At 58.5% G+C, this 18,415-nt stretch carries 18 protein-coding genes; 1 reads left to right on the top strand and 17 read right to left on the bottom strand.

Annotated elements, in window-relative coordinates; genetic code table 11:
• From ACQZ60_RS15050 to ACQZ60_RS15025, 6 genes are all read right to left on the bottom strand, one after another.
• The gene (locus ACQZ60_RS15050; protein ID WP_149622407.1) at positions 1-963 is read right to left on the bottom strand and encodes a VOC family protein; all 963 of its coding nucleotides are present in this window, start codon (positions 961-963) and stop codon (positions 1-3) included.
• A 22-nt stretch (positions 964-985) separates the two neighbouring features.
• A complete protein-coding gene (locus ACQZ60_RS15045) occupies positions 986-1,720 on the bottom strand; it encodes a PIG-L deacetylase family protein (RefSeq protein ID WP_149622406.1) in 735 nt (244 codons plus the stop codon).
• A gap of 85 nt (positions 1,721-1,805) precedes the next feature.
• Positions 1,806-2,534 (bottom strand): transporter substrate-binding domain-containing protein, encoded by a 729-nt coding sequence (locus ACQZ60_RS15040; protein WP_174057913.1) that lies wholly within the window; start codon positions 2,532-2,534, stop codon positions 1,806-1,808.
• A gap of 46 nt (positions 2,535-2,580) precedes the next feature.
• Complete coding sequence (locus tag ACQZ60_RS15035; protein WP_236760054.1) at positions 2,581-3,423, bottom strand: hypothetical protein; 843 nt, start codon at positions 3,421-3,423, stop codon at positions 2,581-2,583.
• The gene (locus tag ACQZ60_RS15030; protein WP_149622403.1) at positions 3,356-4,567 is read right to left on the bottom strand and encodes an NAD(P)/FAD-dependent oxidoreductase; all 1,212 of its coding nucleotides are present in this window, start codon (positions 4,565-4,567) and stop codon (positions 3,356-3,358) included. Before ACQZ60_RS15030 ends, ACQZ60_RS15035 begins: the two co-directional genes overlap by 68 nt.
• Before the next feature lie 25 nt (positions 4,568-4,592).
• The gene (locus ACQZ60_RS15025) at positions 4,593-4,793 is read right to left on the bottom strand and encodes a rubredoxin (RefSeq protein WP_236760055.1); all 201 of its coding nucleotides are present in this window, start codon (positions 4,791-4,793) and stop codon (positions 4,593-4,595) included.
• 123 nt (positions 4,794-4,916) lie between these two features.
• On the opposite strand from ACQZ60_RS15025, the gene ACQZ60_RS15020 reads away from it, so the two are divergent.
• On the top strand, positions 4,917-5,828 hold the full coding sequence (locus ACQZ60_RS15020; RefSeq protein WP_149622401.1) for a LysR family transcriptional regulator: 912 nt from the start codon (positions 4,917-4,919) through the stop codon (positions 5,826-5,828).
• Here the strand turns inward: ACQZ60_RS15020 and ACQZ60_RS15015 are convergent.
• The 11 genes from ACQZ60_RS15015 to ACQZ60_RS14965 all read right to left on the bottom strand — a co-directional run bounded on the left by ACQZ60_RS15015 (position 5,825) and on the right by ACQZ60_RS14965 (position 18,251).
• Positions 5,825-7,027 carry an MFS transporter gene (locus ACQZ60_RS15015; protein ID WP_174057914.1) on the bottom strand — a complete coding sequence of 401 codons (1,203 nt, stop codon included), beginning with the start codon at positions 7,025-7,027 and terminating at the stop codon, positions 5,825-5,827. The two genes, ACQZ60_RS15020 and ACQZ60_RS15015, sit on opposite strands and share 4 nt — an antisense overlap.
• A gap of 47 nt (positions 7,028-7,074) precedes the next feature.
• The gene (locus ACQZ60_RS15010) at positions 7,075-8,052 is read right to left on the bottom strand and encodes a D-2-hydroxyacid dehydrogenase family protein (RefSeq protein WP_236760056.1); all 978 of its coding nucleotides are present in this window, start codon (positions 8,050-8,052) and stop codon (positions 7,075-7,077) included.
• A gap of 52 nt (positions 8,053-8,104) precedes the next feature.
• Positions 8,105-9,805, bottom strand: coding sequence for a peptide ABC transporter substrate-binding protein (locus ACQZ60_RS15005; RefSeq protein WP_236775762.1), 1,701 nt, complete (start codon positions 9,803-9,805; stop codon positions 8,105-8,107).
• Positions 9,806-9,826: 21 nt separating this feature from the next.
• Positions 9,827-10,777 (bottom strand): ABC transporter permease, encoded by a 951-nt coding sequence (locus ACQZ60_RS15000; RefSeq protein ID WP_149622398.1) that lies wholly within the window; start codon positions 10,775-10,777, stop codon positions 9,827-9,829.
• On the bottom strand, positions 10,774-11,727 hold the full coding sequence (locus ACQZ60_RS14995) for an ABC transporter permease (protein ID WP_149622397.1): 954 nt from the start codon (positions 11,725-11,727) through the stop codon (positions 10,774-10,776). The genes ACQZ60_RS15000 and ACQZ60_RS14995 overlap by 4 nt, the downstream gene beginning before the upstream one ends.
• A 4-nt stretch (positions 11,728-11,731) precedes the next feature.
• Entirely contained in the window at positions 11,732-12,676 is a 945-nt protein-coding gene (locus ACQZ60_RS14990; RefSeq protein ID WP_149622396.1) for an ABC transporter ATP-binding protein, read from the bottom strand.
• On the bottom strand, positions 12,673-13,686 hold the full coding sequence (locus ACQZ60_RS14985; protein ID WP_149622395.1) for an ABC transporter ATP-binding protein: 1,014 nt from the start codon (positions 13,684-13,686) through the stop codon (positions 12,673-12,675). The genes ACQZ60_RS14990 and ACQZ60_RS14985 overlap by 4 nt, the downstream gene beginning before the upstream one ends.
• Positions 13,687-13,786: 100 nt before the next feature.
• Positions 13,787-15,148 carry a CapA family protein gene (locus ACQZ60_RS14980; protein WP_149622394.1) on the bottom strand — a complete coding sequence of 454 codons (1,362 nt, stop codon included), beginning with the start codon at positions 15,146-15,148 and terminating at the stop codon, positions 13,787-13,789.
• 677 nt (positions 15,149-15,825) lie between these two features.
• Positions 15,826-16,053, bottom strand: coding sequence for a hypothetical protein (locus ACQZ60_RS14975; RefSeq protein ID WP_149622393.1), 228 nt, complete (start codon positions 16,051-16,053; stop codon positions 15,826-15,828).
• Positions 16,054-16,541: 488 nt separating this feature from the next.
• The gene (locus ACQZ60_RS14970) at positions 16,542-17,495 is read right to left on the bottom strand and encodes a VOC family protein (protein ID WP_149622392.1); all 954 of its coding nucleotides are present in this window, start codon (positions 17,493-17,495) and stop codon (positions 16,542-16,544) included.
• A gap of 21 nt (positions 17,496-17,516) precedes the next feature.
• Positions 17,517-18,251 (bottom strand): PIG-L deacetylase family protein, encoded by a 735-nt coding sequence (locus ACQZ60_RS14965; protein ID WP_149622391.1) that lies wholly within the window; start codon positions 18,249-18,251, stop codon positions 17,517-17,519.
• Between the last annotated feature and the right edge of the window lie 164 nt (positions 18,252-18,415).

Genomic DNA, 18,415 nt, shown 5'->3' with positions numbered 1-18,415 from the left:
TCAGTGTCCTTTTCTCTTAACCGGCGGAGTACCATGCGTGTGGAACGTCTCGATTGTCTTCAGCCCCCAGGCCTGTCCCTTTTTCCGTTCGCTCTCGGTCCAGACGACGGTCTCCCAGTCCGGCGCCAGGATAAGGCGCGCTCCCGAATTAGCGAGCTCCACGCGATTGCCGGCCGGCTCCCAGACATAGAGGAAGAAGGTGCCCTGGATGGCGTGCTTGTGTGGGCCGGTCTCAATGTGCACGCCGTTTTCGAGGAAGATATCGGCCGCGCGCAGAATGTCCTCTCGCGTATCGGTGGCGTAGGTAACATGGTGGAGCCGCCCCTCACCCCCACCATGCTCTTCCGTGCAGGCAAGATCGTAAGTCTTATTGTTGTTCGTGAACCAGCAGCCCCCAAGACGCCCGTTGTCGAGCCGGATCATCTCGGTGACGCGCGAGCCAAGGCAGGTGTCCATGAAGGCACGGAACTCCGTGACGTCCCCGGCCAGAAGATTGAGGTGGTCGAGCCTGCGGGGATGAGCGCCGCGCCCATGGAACCGCTGCGCGAGGTTCTTGAGCTTCGGCCTTTCCTCCGCCGGCGCCTCGTAGCGCACCGTGTCCCAGTAGATCTCGAAGAGATGCCCGAAGGGGTCTTCGAAACGGAACGCCTTGCCATGGCCGAGGTCGCCCGTCACCCAACCGATCACCTTGTACTTGCTTTCCTCGATCGCCTTCACCCGCCGCGTCAGTGCCTCTTGCGAAGCCGCGCGATAGGCGATGTGCCCGACGCCTGTCGAGTGATGGCGAGTGAGTTTCAGCGTGTGGAACTCATAGTCATCCCAGGCGCGCAGATAGGCCGAGTTTTCGTCCTGGCCGGAAATGGTCAGGCCGTAGACCCGCACGAAGAAATCCAAGCTTTCTTCGAACCTGTCGGTATACATTTCCACATGCGCCAGATGGGCAATATCGAACGAGCGCTCCATTTCCACCACCTCCCGACAAGCGCTAGAGCTCGTCGACCGTCCGCGGGAACACGGACTGGAAACCCTCTGCATACTTGGCAGCGCGGCCGCCGGATTGACCGCCGGAATTGCGCTGGAAGTGGTTGGCGCGGTTCTGGGCAACGCGAGTGTAGAACTCCCAAAGGTGCTCCTGGCCTTCCATGCACTCGATGGCGGCGCGCTTCTTGTCCCAGACTTCGGTGATGTCGAGGAAGACGTCCGGCTTCCAGCCCATCTGCTCGGTCTGGTGTGGCTCGAACAGATAAAGCTGCGGCGCGCCCAGCACCTTCTGTCCGGGGTTGTGGCCCCAGGCCTGGGCGATCATGCGCGCTTCCAGCGCCACCTGCGTCGCATACATGTGATCGGTATTATAGGGGTCGTAATGCGAGTGGCTGAGCATGAATGCCGGCTGCACGTCGCGGATGACATCGACCAGCTTGTATTTGTCCTCGTCCGTCAGGCGCAGCGGGTAGTCACCGAGATCGAAGGAGATCAGGTTGTGCACGCCGAGCGCCTTCGCCGCCTTTTCCGACTCCACGCGGCGAGCCGCCTTGACCTTTTCGAGCGTCATGCCGGGTTCCTTCCAGAGCTTGGCGGACTCGCCCCGTTCACCGAAGGAAAGGCAGACAACCGTGACCTCGTAGCCCTTCTGAGCATGCACGGCGATCGCGCCGCCGCAACGCCAGACGAAGTCTGCAGCATGGGCGCTGATGACGAGAGCAGCTTTTCGAACTAACAACTTCTTTCTCCTATTTACTGACCCGCTTCCGCACAAAATTTCAGTGGAAGCCTTTCACAGACGAGAGTGTACGAAACTGTTGCATTTAAGGAACAACAACGTCTGGGTGGCCTGACCTGTCGAGCGCGGTGCGCACGAAGCCAGCCACCTTCTTTTCATCAACAAACGCTTTTACGAACGCCGCTGCCAGAGGTCTGCTTACGCTGACGCCCACTGCTTGGGGAATCGCCATGAACGGTTCTGCCGTCACTTCGTATCCGGGCTGATCGCCGGCAACTTTCTGCATGGCCTGCCTGACTCCGGCTAGACCGTCGAGTTCGCCCGCCTCCAGCGCATCGCGCGCTTCCGGAAAGCTGTCGAACCGAATCAGCTCGCCGGCACCACCGTTTCGAGACAGAAAGAGTTCGTAGGCACTGCCCTTGACTGCGCCGATCTTCAATCGAAGCCGTACGATGTCGGGCAAACTTGATACGTCGAGCACGCAGCGCACCAGGAAAGCACCTTCGATCAGGACATAGGGCTCGCTATAGGCAATCCGCTCAGCACGCTCGGGATCGATAGCCAGGAAACAGATATCCCACTCCCCAGTGTCGGCGCTGCCGGACACCGCCCCGGCCTTTTCGTAGTGCCGGAAGCGGATCGGCAGCGAGAGTCTTTCAGCCAGAGCCCTCGCAAGGTCCACCGAAACTCCGGTTGGCGTGTCGTCAGTTTGTCCGCGACTGACAAGCACGACATTGCCGTGGTTGAGGGCGCATACCAGTATGCCAGATGGCGCGATCTCGTTGCGGATCGTCTCGATATCGAACTCGGTCACGGTTTTCCTCCTCCCTGCCGACCTAGCCTTCATCGGCCTCTTGAGACTAGATGGACTTCATCCAGTCGTCCTCGGTGGGAAACTGCGTCACCATCAGCTCAAGACCGCCATCGCCAGCGGAAATGATTGGTGCCGGATCGTCGAACCGGACGAAGAGCAGGGAGAACGGTTTGTAGGTCTCGCCTTGATAGACCAGGCTGCCGTTGAGCACGATCAGGTACTGGCCACCGCTCCGGGCCGGATCGGGAGTCTGCGCGGTCATGTTCGGACCGAGCCGGAGAACCTTGCAATTCATGCCGTCATCGCCGGGCTGTTCCTCGATTACGGTGTCGACGGTTAGGTCGGTGCGATTGCGAAGGACGGGTTCAATCGATAGCGCCACGGCATCCGACGTGCGATGGCGGCGTTTGGTCGGCCGCAGCTTTTCGCGGACGTTCGGCGTGGTCAGATAGACGAGCCCCGCATCGGTCTTGCTGCGCAGCGTCAGATAGGAAAGCCCCTGCGCACCGGCAATCAGCGGACCGTAACCGGTATGATGGTCCGCATAATGCACGGTGACGAGCCGCACCTCATCACGGCCGATCGTGCCACTGCCGGCGATGAACACCTGGAACTGGTCGACAATGTGGAAGTGAGAGTCGAGCTTCTGGTGGGCGTTCAGGTCAAGCCGAAAGGCTTGTGGATCGGGCGCGGCAATATCCGAGTTCTGGCCAAACATGTTTATTTTCCAGGACTGCCCGCGGCGAAAGCGCGTCGGTTCCTTTTCCGTATAGGAAGCGGCCTGCATTAAGTGATCCTCCTTAAACTGATACCGGCGTAATTCAGTGGCGATGCGGCGGCGGGAACTCAACATCGAGCGCTGCCGCCAGCGCATCGCGATCCATTCCAATCATCTCCTGCAACCTCCCGAACTGCTGCGCCGCGTTGATTGTCTGGACCGCGGCAAGACGGTTCGCCTTGAAACCCAGCAGCGAAAATGCACCACTGGCTGGTGCGTTCAGTACCGCTTCCATATCGGCACCGTGCACATCGCCGGACATCTGGATCTGGATGGAGGCCTGATGCGACCAGTAGCGCGGCAGGCGCTTCGGCGGGGGCGCCGTCCCGGCGATCGCCGCAGCGGCGGCTTTGGCCTGATCCTGTCCGGGGTTGACGGCTTCGTTTCGGACATGGCAACCATGCGCCGGATCGTACCATGCGGCGCAGTCGCCGACCGCGTAGACGCCGGGGCGCGAGGTCTGACCTTCTTCGGAAACGAGAATGCCGTTACGGACCTTCAGCCCTGCCGCGCGTGCCAGTGCGTCATTCGGCGCCGCGCCGATTGCTACGACGACAAGGTCCGCCTCGATTGCCTCACCGTCATTCAGGGTGACGATGTCCACATTCCGGGCTTCGTTTCGGTTGATCGCCGTCACAACGGCCCCGAACCTCACATTTAGCCCTTTGGCCTGATGGCGGTCGAGCACATAGTTCGCGATCGACTTGCTGACGGTGCGCTCCATCAGCCGCGCGCCCGCCTCGATGACCGTGGTACGCAGCCCCTTCTGCACCGCCATGGCAGCGATCTCCACGCCGATCAGTCCGCCGCCGATGATGGCGACCGACGTGGCATGTGCAAGACGGCTTTTCAGTTCGCTGAAATCCTCGTATGTCCGCAGATAGCGAGCAACCCCCTCAGGATCGATCGCGGCAGAGAGGCGGCGCGGTTCCGCCCCGCAGGCGAGGATCAGTCGCTCGTACGGATAGCGCGCACCGTCCTCGCACAGCGCGTAACGCTGGTCCAGATCGAGGCTGACAATACGCACACCTTGTATAAGGTCGATACGGTTCGACTTATAGAAACTCTCCGGCCTCAGCAGGGTCGGAGAGTAGTCCTCTTTGGAGAGCGCCTCCTTTGAAAGAGGAGGACGGTGGTACGGCAGTATGGTTTCCTGAGTTACCAGCGCGACCGGATTGTCGTAACCTGCGCTACGCAGGGCTGCCGCCGTCGCGACACCCGAATGGGAAGCACCGAGGATCAGAACACCGGACATGACAGGCTCAACGAGTTAATCGCGCTCATCCGACGACAACCATATCGAATTCGCTCTTGCGGGCACCGCATTCAGGACAGACCCAGTCATCGGGCACGTCTTCCCAGCGGGTGCCTGCCGGCACGCCCCCATCGGGATCACCAACCGACTCGTCGTAGACATAGGCGCAAAGCACGCATTGCCATACTTTAAAATCGGGCCGCTCAGTGGCTTCTGCAGAGAGCAAGGTTTTCTCCTCCAAGAAAAAATGCATCTCGGCAAATCTACAATGTCATCTTGGTTATCACTAGATGATCTGCCATACTAACAGACATGCCGATTTGGCATATCAGATGATCGAGGAGAAAATATGGACATTCGGCAACTGGGATATTTCGTCCGTGTGGCGGAACTGGGCAGTTTTAGTCGGGCCTCGGCATTTTTACACGTGGCCCAACCCGCACTCAGCCGACAGGTTCAAAACCTTGAAACGGAGCTTAAGGAACGTTTGCTCATCCGGAACGGACGAGGCGTTGAGTTGACGGAAGCAGGTGAGCGGCTGCTCGACAATGCTCGTGGAATTCTCAGACAAATTGAGCGCACCTACGAGGACATCGAAAATTCCCGCACCGGGAAGTCCGGCAAGGTAGCGATCGGTTTGCCCGCTACTATCTCCACCGGCATCGCAACAGCGCTGATCCGCAAACTGAGAGAAGAGCTTTCCGACGCGCAGGTCATGCTGGTCCACGGTCGGTCCAATCAATTGCAGGAATGGATCCTATCCGGGCGACTGGATATGGCGATCATGTATGATGCCCCCTCCTCGCCTATGTTAGAGATCCACAAGCTTGTGGACGAGAATCTTCATCTTATCGGCCGCGAAGGCGCTTTCGAGGACGACAAACCGGTGCTTCTGGAATCCCTTGCGGCGGTACCGATGGTGATCGCATGTCGTCCAAACAGCACACGGGTCGTGCTCGATTCGGAACTGGCACGGCTCGGACAGAAGCTCAATATCGTCTTTGAGTTGGACCCTCTCGACACCATGTTCGACCTTGTCAGGGATGGTTATGGATTCACTGTCGCATCTATACGCACTCTAGCGTCGAAAGGGCCGAAGGCTGAGCAAGGATTGGAGCTGCGCAAGATCGTCGGGCCGGAACTCATCCTTGCCGTCCAGCTTGTTCGACCGGCTCGGAGACTTTCAAACAGACTGCACGAAGCAGCGTTCCGCATTATGCGAGATCTGAGTCTGAAGCTTCTTCGTCCGCAGCCGGCTTAATCGTCGTCCGGCCGAAAGCTCATTCGGGATGCGGATGGCAGGAAAATGCCTGTGATTACGATCACGACGGCGGCGCTCGCGAAGGCCGCCGCAGCGAGGCCAAAGATGTCCGAAGCCATGCCGAGTCCCAGTGCTCCGAGCGAGGGGCTGGCGCGGAATATAAGGCCATGCACGCTGAGCGCACGCCCCCTCAGCGCTGCCGGAATAGCCAACTGGATAAATGTCTGAGTGGCGATGAGACTTACAGAGGACAGATAGCCCATCAACATAGCGAAAACGGCCAGAATGCAGATCGAGCTTCCGAGAGCAAACGCCATGGCCGCGCAGCCCGAGAGAAACCACCCCAGCGTGACCTGATGGGGAAGCCTTGAGGTGGAGAGATAGGTGTTCATGGTGAGTCCGGCCATTATCGATCCAAATGCCATAGACGATGTCAGCACCGCGAGGCCGGTTGTCGGCACCGCAGAAAACTGGGCGGCAAAGGCCGGAAGCATTTCTGCAATCGCGCGGACGAACACACCGCCGGCCAGAAGCAAAAGCAGCATTGCCCGAATGCTGTGGTTCGACCCCACGTAACGAAATCCGTCCAGGATCTCAGCGAGCACGTTTCGGCTCGGCCTCGTCTTCGATATCTTGACGGCCGGAGCAAGGTGATGAAGCACGGCGACGAAGACGATGGTGACGAGCGTGTTCAGCAGGAATACCCAGATCACGTCGAACTGGACGATCAGCAGCCCGGCGAGAGCCGGCCCAACCAATCGGGCGAGATTGACGTTCATGGAATTGATGGCGACTGCGGTCGAGATATCGTCCCGGTGCACGAGCTCCTGAACGATCGTCATACGCGCCGACTGACCAAGCGCGATAACACAACCCTGCAATGCAATGATCGAAATCAATGCACCTAGAGTAAGGAGATCCAAATACATGAATGCTGTCAGCAGCACCGCGATAAGGGCAATCGCAAGCTGCGACAGTTTATTCAGCTTCAGTACATCCCATCGGTCGGCCACAGCGCCACCGATCGGTCCGACGAACACGGTCGGCAACAGGTCGGCAGCCGCCAGAACCCCCAGCCAGAACGGCGAATGCGTCATATCCCAGACGACGAGACTGCAGGCTATCCGTTGCATCCACGTACCGAGCAGTGAGAGGCAGTTACCCGCGGTATAAGCCGCGAACTGCCCCTTGGTCAGCAATCGTACCAGCCGCGAACGTGCTATCTTCGGAAGAAGCGACGACACCCTCAAGGACCGGTATCCGGCCTTGAGTTGACCACGCGCCGCGGGCGCCCATCCAGGAAGGCGCCGATCAGACGGATCGCATCGCCGTAGTAGGTCCCAAGCATCTCCTGCGTGAAATAGCCAAGATGCGGCGTGATTACCACGTTCGGCAGACTGCGGAAGGGATGGTCGACCGGAAGCGGCTCCTTCTCGTAGACATCGAGACCGGCGCCGGCGATCGAACCTGAGCGCAGGGCGTCGATCAGCGCGGTCTCGTCGACGATCGCCCCGCGGGCGGTGTTGATAAGGTAGGCGGTCTTCTTCATCGCTCGCAGTTCGGGAGCGCCGACGATGCCGCGCGTCCGGTCGCTGAGCGCCAGATGGACGGTGATGATATCGCTGCTGGCGAACAGCTCTTCTTTCGACACAAGGCGAGCATGGGCGGCTTCCGCCTGTTCGGCGGTCATATTTTGGCTCCACGCCTGAATCTCCATGTTGAAGACACGGCCGATTTCAGCCACCCGCCTACCGAGTCCACCGAGCCCCAGAATGCCCAGCGTCTTGCCGCCGATGGTGGTGCCGGCCTGATGCTGCCAGCCGCCGCTGCGCATCATACGATCTTCGGAAGCAATATGCCGGGTTGAAGCGAGGATGAGGCCCCAGACGAGTTCGGCGACCCCGCCGGCACCGCCGCCGCTTACCGGCGTATTGGAGACCAGAATGCCGCGACGGGCCGCCGCTGCGACATCCACAGTATCATAACGTTTGCCGGTTACGACGACGTATTTAAGCCGCGGCAAACGGGCAATCAGCTCTTCCGGGATCGGCATCCGCTCCCGTAGCGTGCAGATGATGTCGAAGTCGGCAAGTTCTCTTGCCGCTTCGTCCATCAAGGGCAACGGTTTGTCAAAGACGACGACATTGGCGCGGGACTTCAAGTCTCTCCAGTCAGCGACCACTTGAGAAATTCCCAGATAGTCGTCGAGAATGGCGATGTTCATGTTCATAAATCCCCGCGCGATGCTGTTCTAAAGGCTTGACCGAGTTTCCGGCCTATTTGCGCTGCCATTCCTCCGACCAGATCTGCAGCGGGTCCAGCGTTCCTTGCCGGAAGTTGGTGAGGTCGGTCACTGTCACGTAGGCCCGCGGATAAAAATAGAGCGGCAGCATCGGCAGGTCTTCGGCAAAAATCCTCTGGACCTCTGCCCATTTTTCCTTCGCCATCTGGGGATCGAGGGCCGTTTCGAGTTCGGAAATGGCCTTGTCCATCGCCGGGCTGGCATAACCGGAAAAATTGTTGCCAACGCCGTTGTTCTCAGGTTTCGGAATGGCGTCCGAACCCAGCGCAATGCGTGGAGAAACCGAGGGAGAAAAGTCTATCGACGACATCATCAGCGCCTTGAACTTACGCTTGCGGGCCATTTCGCCGTTGAATTCCTGCAGCGGCACGAAGTGGTTGGTAATCTCGACGCACACCTCCTTGAGCTGGCTCTGGATCACTTGGGCAATCTGCTCGCGCGTTTGGTTGCCGGCCGTGGAAACGAGTTCGAGAGAAAGACGATCCCCCTTGTCGTTCACGCAGACCCCGTCCCTCCCCGGCTTCCATCCTGCGCTTTCCAAGAGTTTCTTCGCCTCGTCTGCGTCATAGGCGTAGAGGGTCATATCCTTGTTGTAATAAGCGTTCTCGTTGCTGAGAATGCCGTTGGCAACCGGCTGGAGACCGCCAAAAAGCTCGTCGCTGATCGCCTGCCGGTCGATCGCGTAGAGGATCGCCTGACGCACCGATTTGTCCTTCAGGATCGGGTTGTCGAAGTTCACCGCGATGCGCTCGACGTTGGTGCCGTAATCGAGGTGATACGTAAACTTTTCCGGCTGCTGGTTCTTCAAGTCCAGCATCTGCGAGAAGCTGATTCCACCCGGGCTGACCGGCACAGCTTCAACCGAACCGGCGAGCAGATTTTGCAGCAATGAGGATGAATTATCGCGATAGCTCAGGACGATCCTCTTCAGGTGTGGTTTGGTTCCCGGCCAATTCGGATTGGGAGTGAAGACAATGCGGGTACCGATCTGGTAGTCGCTGAGCAAATACGAGCCGTTCCACAGGCCAGGATTTGTAGGCTGGGTATTGTAGAGCGATTGCTTGACATAGGTGTCCAGCGTTGGATTGGCGGCGTAGACTGGCCCTTCCAGATGCTCCGGAATTACCTGATCCCAAGAGTTGTAGCTGGACAAGATTTGCGGGATCGTCAGAATGACGGTCTGCGGATCCAATATTTCGAGTTCGGATGCACGCGTCCAGGAATTATAGTTGGAAAAGCCGATCTTCGGATCGCGGGCCATCTTCCAGGTAAATTCGATGTCCTTCGAAGTCACCGGCTTGCCGTCCCCCCAAGCAAGACCCTCCTTCAGCTTCAGCGTTACCTTCATTCCTCTTTTGCCACCAGGCAGGTCCACGATCTTTGCGAGACCGTTTTCGACGGTCGGCAGCCTTTCGCAGAGAACGCACTGGTTGACGACATTTTCGTCGAAGGCGGTGATAGGGCGAAGGGAATAGTTCACGACCAGTCGCTTCGTATTGTTGACCTGTACCAACGGGTGGAAATTGGTCAGAAACTGCAATTGGCCGACGACGAGCTGGTCTTTCGACTGAGCCATCGCGCTGACGACGGTCAACGAGGTGAGGGCCACTGTGGCCAGCGCGGTTTTGGCGAATCTCCTCAATTTCGATCTTACAGACGTCATTTTCTCCTCCATCAGACTTCTGTTTGAGTTGGTTCAATGCGATCCGGAACGTGTTTCCGAACGAGGGTCGAACGCCGATCGAACGCCGTCGCCGACGAAGTTCACGGCCATCACCGTGGCGAAGATCAGAAGACCCGGATAAACGGCGAGCATGGGCGCCGAGATAATCAGTTGCTGCGCGTTGGTCAGCATGTTGCCCCAGGTAGGTGTCGGCGGAACGATGCCGAAGCCGAGGAAGCTGAGCGTCGACTCGAACAGGATGATGCGCCCGACCGATAGCGTCATGGCGACGATGAGCGGTGTGGCGATGTTCGGCAACACATGGATGAAGACATTGTAGCGGCCGCTGGCACCACTGACGGTCGCCGCACGGACATAGTCGACATCCCGAAGGCTGATCGTGCCAGCGCGCGCAATTCGGGCGATCGTCGTCCAGTCCACCAGCGCGATGATGATGACAATCCGGAGAAAGACTGCCGTGGGCGACGTTGCCGCGGTCTGGCTCAGCCCGAGTTTCGTCAGGTCCACTGCCCCCAGAACGATCAGCACCGGGATGAGCGGCAGGGCAATGATACAGTCCGTCATTCGCATGAGAATATTGTCGAACTGACCGCCAATATAGCCGGCTGTGACACCGATCGCGATACCGATAATCGCGGTGATGAACGTGGCGAGCAGCCCGACAGCGATGGATACCTGTCCACCGTAAAGCAAACGCAGCAACACATCGCGTCCGAGTTCGTCGGTGCCGAGCCAATGCTGCGCCGACGGTGGTCGGAACCGCCGCAAGAGGTTTGTCGCATTGGCGTCGATACCCGTCAGATACTCGATCGAACCGGCCATGGCGCAGGCCAGCGCCAGAATGACGACGAACACTAGCGATATCATCGCAAGCTTGTTGTGGCGGAAACGCTCCCAGCGCTTACTCCAGACGGAATTCGATCCGGCGTCTGCCGGTGCTTTGTCGGCGGTGACGGTGCTCATTTCAGGGTAATCCTCGGGTCAAGCCATGCATAGGCGAGGTCAGCGAGAAGGCTCGAGAACAGTGTGACGATAGTCGCCAGCAGCAGGCCAACGAGAGCCAGATTAAAGTCGATATTGCTGATCGCGTCATAGATGACCTTACCCATGCCGAGCATGCCGAAGATCGTCTCGACGACCAGCGCGCCGGAAAACAGCGAGCCGAAGCCCAGTGCCAGCACGGTCACCATCGGAATGAGGGCATTGCGCAGCGCATGACGCATCACGACGGTGATTTCCGAAAGACCCTTGGCCCGCGCGGTGCGGACGAAGTCCGAGTTCAGGGTCTCGATCATCGAGGCGCGGACGTACCGCACCAGAGGCCCGACATGGAAAAAGGTCAGGACTGTCACCGGCAGTATCAGATGGACGAATTGCTCGCCGATCGCCGCGTCGCTCATCAGAGGCGTGCCGCTCGCCGGAAGCCAGCCCAGCTTTACCGAAAACACGATAATCAGGATGAGCGATGTCCAGAAGCCCGGAAGCGAGATACTGGCGAAAGCAAGCAGGCTAATAATGCTGTCCGTCCAGCCGCCGGGCTTGCGAGCGGCAAGCGCTCCGAGCAGCATCGCGAGCGGAATGCTGATCAGTTCCGTCGCGACAAGCAGCTTTGCGGTCTGGATCACCGCCGGCCATAGAACGTCCAGAACTGGCCTGAAATAGACACTTGAGTAGCCGAGGTCACCCTGGAACGCGGAATAGAGCCAATGGCCGTAGCGGGTATAGAGAGGCTGGTCCATTCCATAAAGCGCCCGCATCTGCGCCATCGTCTCCGGGGTCAGCGCCGGGTTTCCTTCCAGCATGTTCTCGACTGGATCGCCCGGCATCAGGCCGATCAGCATGAACAACAGTAGCGACATCACGAGAGTGACGAGAACTGCCTGGAGAAGACGCGAAATCGTATATCTCAACATCAGTTCACTCCTTGAAGTGGCACGCGGAAAGCTGGGTGGCCCGTCCGGGTGCAGGCAGAAGCGCTGGGCGCTCCTGTTTGCAGATATCCTGTGCTTTCGGACAGCGGGTGTGGAAGACGCAGCCGGAAGGTGGCGCCAAGGGTGACGGAATTTCACCCATAAGGATCTGCTCTTTCTTCCGGCGCCCCCTGCCGATGCGCGGCACGGCTGCAAGCAAGGCCTGCGTATAAGGATGACTCGGCGTGACGAACAGGTCTTCGGACGCCGCCACTTCCATCAATCGGCCGAGATAGAGAACCGCGACCCTGTCCGCCAGATGGCGAACGACGCCGAGATCATGGCTGATGAAGAGGTAGCTGATGCCGTGTTGCTTCTTGATGTCGTCCAGCAGGTTGAGCACCTGGCTTTGGATCGAGACATCGAGAGCCGAAAGCGGCTCGTCGGCGACAATCAATTCCGGCTCGGCGATAAGCGCGCGGGCAATCGCGATACGTTGGCGCTGGCCGCCGGAAAATTGGTGCGGATAACGCCGCGCGGCGTCCGGCGGCAGCCCCACCTGCCCCAGCACCTCGATTGCCCTCGCCTGCCGCTGGTCCGACGGCACGCCCTTGAGCCTCAAAGGCTCGGCAACAATCTCCCCGACCACCATGCGCGGATCGAGCGCGGAAAATGGATCCTGGAAAATGACTTGCACCGCGGCACCCGTGTTGCTATCGCGCCTCTCACTGTTGAACGTTACGGAGCCTGCGGTCTGCTTGCGCAGGCCGGCCACGACATAGCCAAGCGTCGATTTTCCGCTGCCACTTTCTCCGACGAGCGCCAGCGTTTCGCCCTTGGCAACGCTCAGCGACACGTTGTTTACGGCCTGAAGCCAGAGTGCAGGCTTCATGAACGCGCCGCCAATTGGAATGTCAACGTTGATATGGTCGAGCTTTAGCAGTTCGGTCATGGCTTAACCCTGTGGCAGGCGACGTGATGGTTGGGGACAACTTCAAGAAGGTCCGGTTCTATCTGCCGGCACGTTTCGTCCGCATAAGGACAGCGTTTAGCGAAACGACATCCTGCGGTGACGTCCGAGGTGACACGGCCGGGTATCACGTAGAGACGATCGACCCGCTTGTCAGGGTCCGGCAACGTCTGGATCAATCCTTGCGTATAGGGATGCAGCGGATTGGCGAACAGTGTGTCGGCCGGCGCGTATTCGACCGCTTTGCCGGCATACATCACCATGATCGCATGGGCGATCTCGGAGACGACAGCGAGGTTATGGCTGATGAACTGGATCGACATGTGTGCGTCGTCCTGCAGCGTCAGCATGAGGTCGAGAATCTGCGCCTGGATGGTCACGTCGAGTGCGGTCGTCGGTTCGTCGGCGATCAGAAGCTGGGGGCGGCAAGCAAGCGCCATGGCGATCATCGCGCGCTGGCGCATGCCGCCGGAGAGTTGGTGCGGATAGTCCTCCGCACGGCGCGCCGGCGACGGTATGCCGACCTGCGCAAGCAGGTCCACCGCCCGCTTTTGCGCTTCGCCCTTACCGAGCTTCTCGTGCTTTATCAGCACCTCGGCTATCTGGCGGCCCACCGGCATGACAGGGTTCATGGCAGTCATCGGCTCCTGGAAGATCATGGCGATCTCTCGTCCGCGGACCTGCTGCCACTGGCGCTGGCTGAAGCTGGCAAGGTTCTTGCCGGTGAAATCGATCCTCCCGCCAACCTTGCCCCCGCCCGCCACCAGACCGAGTAGAGCAAGCGATGTCATGGTCTTGCCGCAGCCGCTTTCCCCGACAATGCCCAGGGTCTGGCCGCGCGGGATCTTGTAGCTCAGACCTCTTACGATCTGCAAAGAGCCCATTGGCCCCGGAAAGGAGACCGTCAGGTCGCGAACGTCCAGCAAAGGCGTGGGGCCCTCCGCGATCGACGCAGCTCCGTCACCAACAATGACGTCGTTGACATAAAGCATTCGTCACCTCCCTTTCGAATGCCTGGCCTTTCAAAGGCTCAGTTATTGTTCTCTTCTATAGCTGCTTGCAGCGGCACAAGCCGCTGCAAGCAGGTCCTGATTAGAGATCGACGACGCCCACGCCATTCCTGATCTCGATCCTCGTCCCAAACGGCTCGGAGAGACGACGGTAGCGATCGATGATACGGACGGCATCCTCTCCCTTTGCCGCCATTGGCCGGCCTTCGGTATTGTGGTGATCACCATTGCCGGTGCGTCGAGTCTGCTTGACCTCGGGCGACGAGTCGCGCCCCATTTCCACCGGATGCAGAAGGATGCGCCTCAGCTTTTCGCCCTCCATCTCAAGCTTGATAATCGCAGAACTCCACCAGGTGTCGGAAGGCGTATCGAGGCCCGGATGAAGCGGATGGGCAGCGGGCGTCAGCGTAGACAGACGATCCACATCGTGACCCCAGGCATCGTAGCTGTCGTAGGGAACGCGCTGTATGAATTCGGACTGCGCAAAGAAATTGCCGATACCGTAGAAGATTGGCTTTCCATTGTAAATTTCGATACCGAGCGTTCGGTGCCAGCCGTGGCCGACATAGACATCGGCGCCGCCATCGATGACCGCACGCGCGAATTCCTTGACGAAGCCGGGCGGAGTATCTCCGCGGGGGCCGTCGGAGACGCTGAAGTGATGCGCCACGATGACCAGGTCCGCCATCGATCGCGCTTCATGGACCGAACGCAGGTTGCGCTCCAGGTCGCGCTTGTGGCAACGACTGATGATCTCGCAACGATCGCCGACAAAGAAGGATTCCGGATCGCCCCATTGCTGCGCGCCGGGGATCTGGATGCCGAAGGAGCCCTCGCGGCCATGCTTTGGCTTCTTCATCACGTTGAGCTTGTTGCCGAAATCCTTGAGGTTTCTGGCAGTCTCCGCATCAACCATGAATTCGAAGGTCAAACGTTGGGGGTTGACGCCGGGGCGGCCCTTGAGGGCTCCCTTCGGCATGCCTGCCCACATGAAATGCTGGTTGCCCGAGCTGGTCGAAACGAGCGCAACGCGACCGTTTTTCTTTTCGACGTACCCCGGCTCGCTTGCGAGCTCAAGATCCGCGCCGGTGCCTGCGGTGACGATGCCAGCGGCCTTCATATGCTTCTTGGTTGCGATTAGACCTTCAGCCCCGAAATCGAAGCTGTGGTTGTGCGCCGTAGACATGATGTCAAAGCCGACCCACTTGAGATCCTTGGCAATCTCCGGGTCCGCCATCATGAAACTGCCGATACCCTGACCGCGCGCCGGGTACTTGAGCTCATCGTAATCGGCAAAATTCATTTCCAGATGGCCGTAAGTGACGTCGGCCTCCTTCAGGACATCCCAAACTTCCTTGAATTCGGGTTCGTCATGCATGGAGAAGGGGCGACACACCATGCATTCGCCCGCCAGTGCTACTTTCCAGTTTCGTGTCGATACCATAAAACCTCCTGAGCCGGCACGGGCAGATGCACCGAAGTGCCGATGCCGCGCGACCGCCGCTTTCGTGTAATTCGTAAATTAGAAAATCTCGCAATGCGACGATGCCTCACTCCCATCGCATCCCAACCATATCACTCTCCCCCGATATCACTAGTTTCATAACTTTGCTTTCAGATATACCTTTTCGGCATAGAATCCCGCTCGCGGGTGGACGTCGAGACTGCGCTTTCCGGAAATCGCTGCGCGCCTCCGTTTGTCATTCTTATCAACCGCACTCTTGCGGACACGGTCTGCCTTGGAATCTCCAGAGTGACAGCGTCTAGCAGCTGTCGATGCCCAAACACGACCACAATGCCGCTCGATCTCCTGCTTTGTGATGGCTAGGCAAGGCCAAAGCCGTTTCGTGCAGTTGCATTGCATCGCTGCCGCGGGAAAATGGCCGGAATATCCGCAAGCTCAGGCGATAATACTTTTGCCCTTCGTGAAGCCAGACGGCCCCGGTTCCTGCGCGATGACGATGACGCTGCGGACACTCTTTGCATCAACGACGCTTTGATAAGCGGTCGCCGGCCAATGGCAGAGACCGTTAGGCCAACGGGCTAAGGCGCGGCGTTGGCCGCGCGTGCGCAAGCCTTCACTGTTCTAATCTCTCTCGCGAAAGCAATCGCTCCGCAACATCAAGGGAAAAGACCCGTCACTGGCGCGATGTCCTCGGAAATGGCGCTAACATTGAGTAGCACGCTGAATGTGAGCAATCCGCGATCGATGCGGCCATCATCAGCCAGATAATGGAGAAAAATTTCCAGAACAGTTCGCGCAATCGATTGAACAACGTTTGGCCGGCTTCCCTCGCGCCGAGCTTCTGGCGGACGCTGCTGAACGTCGATCCGCCGATCAAATGGCATCAAGGGTCGCCCGAAAGCATGGTTCTATATCTCCTGTTTTGACGAGTTGGCTCGCATTGCGGGCAACCGCCATTCTCGACACCATCAATCACGACTTCGCTGCGTTTCCCATAAAGGGACCGCTGTGGGCGGCGATCTGAGATATCGAGCCACATCCGATGTCATCGACCAGCAGTAACCGATACCGCGCACAAACCGCGGTTCAGTTTGATAAGATCGACGATTACACAGTTCACCCTTTCAAATTCCTTTCGTCCGTTCTTTGGCCGGGAAACTTCACTATCATGAGATATGCTATCGAAAGTGATCAAGAAATTTGCACATGGCTTGATTGGCACCCGCAATGATCTGCTCGAGAGTGCTGTCCCCATACCCAAACCACCGAGACTGAATCCGCCCGAAACGGAAGGAGTTTGGCTGGATGCGCGCACCGCTCCTTCAAGCGTCAGCGGCCTTCCGCTGACGCAGAGCTTCTTCATATTGCTTCCTTATCTGTCCGACGGCGGCGTGCCGTGGGTATGAAATGTCTCGATGGTTTTGAGACCCCAGGCCTGGCCCTTCTTGCGATCCGTCTCCGTCCACACGACCGGCTCCCAGTCGGGCGCCAGGATCAACCGTGCACCAGCGTTGGCAAGCTCGACGCGATTTCCGGCCGGCTCCCAGACATAGAGAAAGAAGGTGCCCTGGATTGCATGTTTGTGCGGGCCAGTCTCGATATGCACGCCGTTTTCCAGGAATATATCGGCGGCACGCAGGATATCCTCGCGCGTGTCGGTCGCATAGGTGACATGATGCAGACGGCCATCGGCGCGCCCATGCTCTTCCGTGCAGGCAAGATCATAGGTCTTGTTATTGACGGTAAACCAGCATCCGCCGACCCTGCCATTGTCCAACTGAATCATCTCCGTCACCCTCGAGCCGAGGCAGGTTTCCATGAACCCGCGAAATTCAGAAACGTCGGATGCGAGAAGATTGAGATGATCGAGGCGACGCGGGTGGCATCCGCGTCCATGGAAACGCTGTGCCAAATTCTTGAGTTTTGGCGTTTCCTCGAGTGGCGGCCGATAGCGAACGGTGTCGTAATAGATCTCGAACACATGACCGAAAGGATCCTCGAAACGAAACGCCCGGCCGTGCCCAAGATCGCCGTCGACCCAGCCGATTACCTTGTAGCCACTCGCCTCGATGGCACTTGCCCGCCGCTCCAGTGCCTGCGGGGAACTCGCTCGATAGGCAATATGGCCGACACCCGTAGTCGTGTGGCGGGTCAGTTTCAGCGTGTGAAACTCGTAGTCATCCCAAGCCCGCAGATAGGCCGAGTTTTCGTCCCTGTCGGTCACGGTCAGACCGTAGACGGTCACAAAGAAATCGAGACTTTCCTCGAACCTGTCCGAATACATCTCGACATGCGCCAGATGCGCGATATCAAAGCACTGCTCCATTTTTTTCCTCCCCAAGGCCTGTCAGAGTTCATCGACCGTTCGCGGGAAGACGGACTGAAAGCCTTCTGCATATTGTACTGCCCGACCGCCCGACTGGCCGCCGGAATTACGCTGGAAGTGATTGGCGCGGTTCTGAGCGACGCGGGTGTAGAATTCCCACAGATGCTCTTGGCCCTCCATGCATTCGATCGCCGCGCGCTTCTTCTCCCAGACAGAGGTGATATCGAGGAATACATCCGGCTTCCAGCCCATCTGTTCGGTCTGATGCGGCTCGAAGAGGTAGAGTTGCGGCGCACCAAGAACTTTTTCGCCAGGATTATGGCCCCATGCCTGGGCGATCATTCGGGTTTCCAGTGCAACCTGCGTCGCATACATATGGTCGGTATTATAGGGATCATATTGCGAATGACTGAGCATGAAGGACGGCTGCACATCCCTGATCACATCGACCAGGCGATACTTGTCCTCGTCCGTCAGTCGAAGCGGATAATCCCCGAGCTCGAAACCGATGATGTTATGAACGCCAAGCGTTCTGGCTGCTTGCTCGGCTTCCGTTCGACGCGCGGATTTAACCCTGTCCAAGGTCATTCCGGGCTGTTTCCAGAGCTTGGCGGACTCGCCACGCTCGCCGAACGACAGGCATACGACAGTAACGTCATATCCCATTTCCGCATGGAGCGCGATTGCGCCGCCGCAGCGCCAGACGAAATCCGCGGCATGCGCGCTGATGACAAGCGCCGTCTTTTTCTCAGACATGATGATCTCCTTCCTCTTGGCAGAGATTCCATGCTTCGAAGGCCGATTTGCCAATTTGGATTTCCGCTCAAATCCATAAGATATTGCTATAGGCACCGGCTCCGAAAAACAGACAGCTATAGCTATTTTTTATGATGACCACGCCAATTTGAAATAGGCATTAT

This window comes from Agrobacterium sp. 22-223-1, from assembly GCF_053522385.1.
This window is presented reverse-complemented; position numbering and strand designations above follow the sequence as displayed.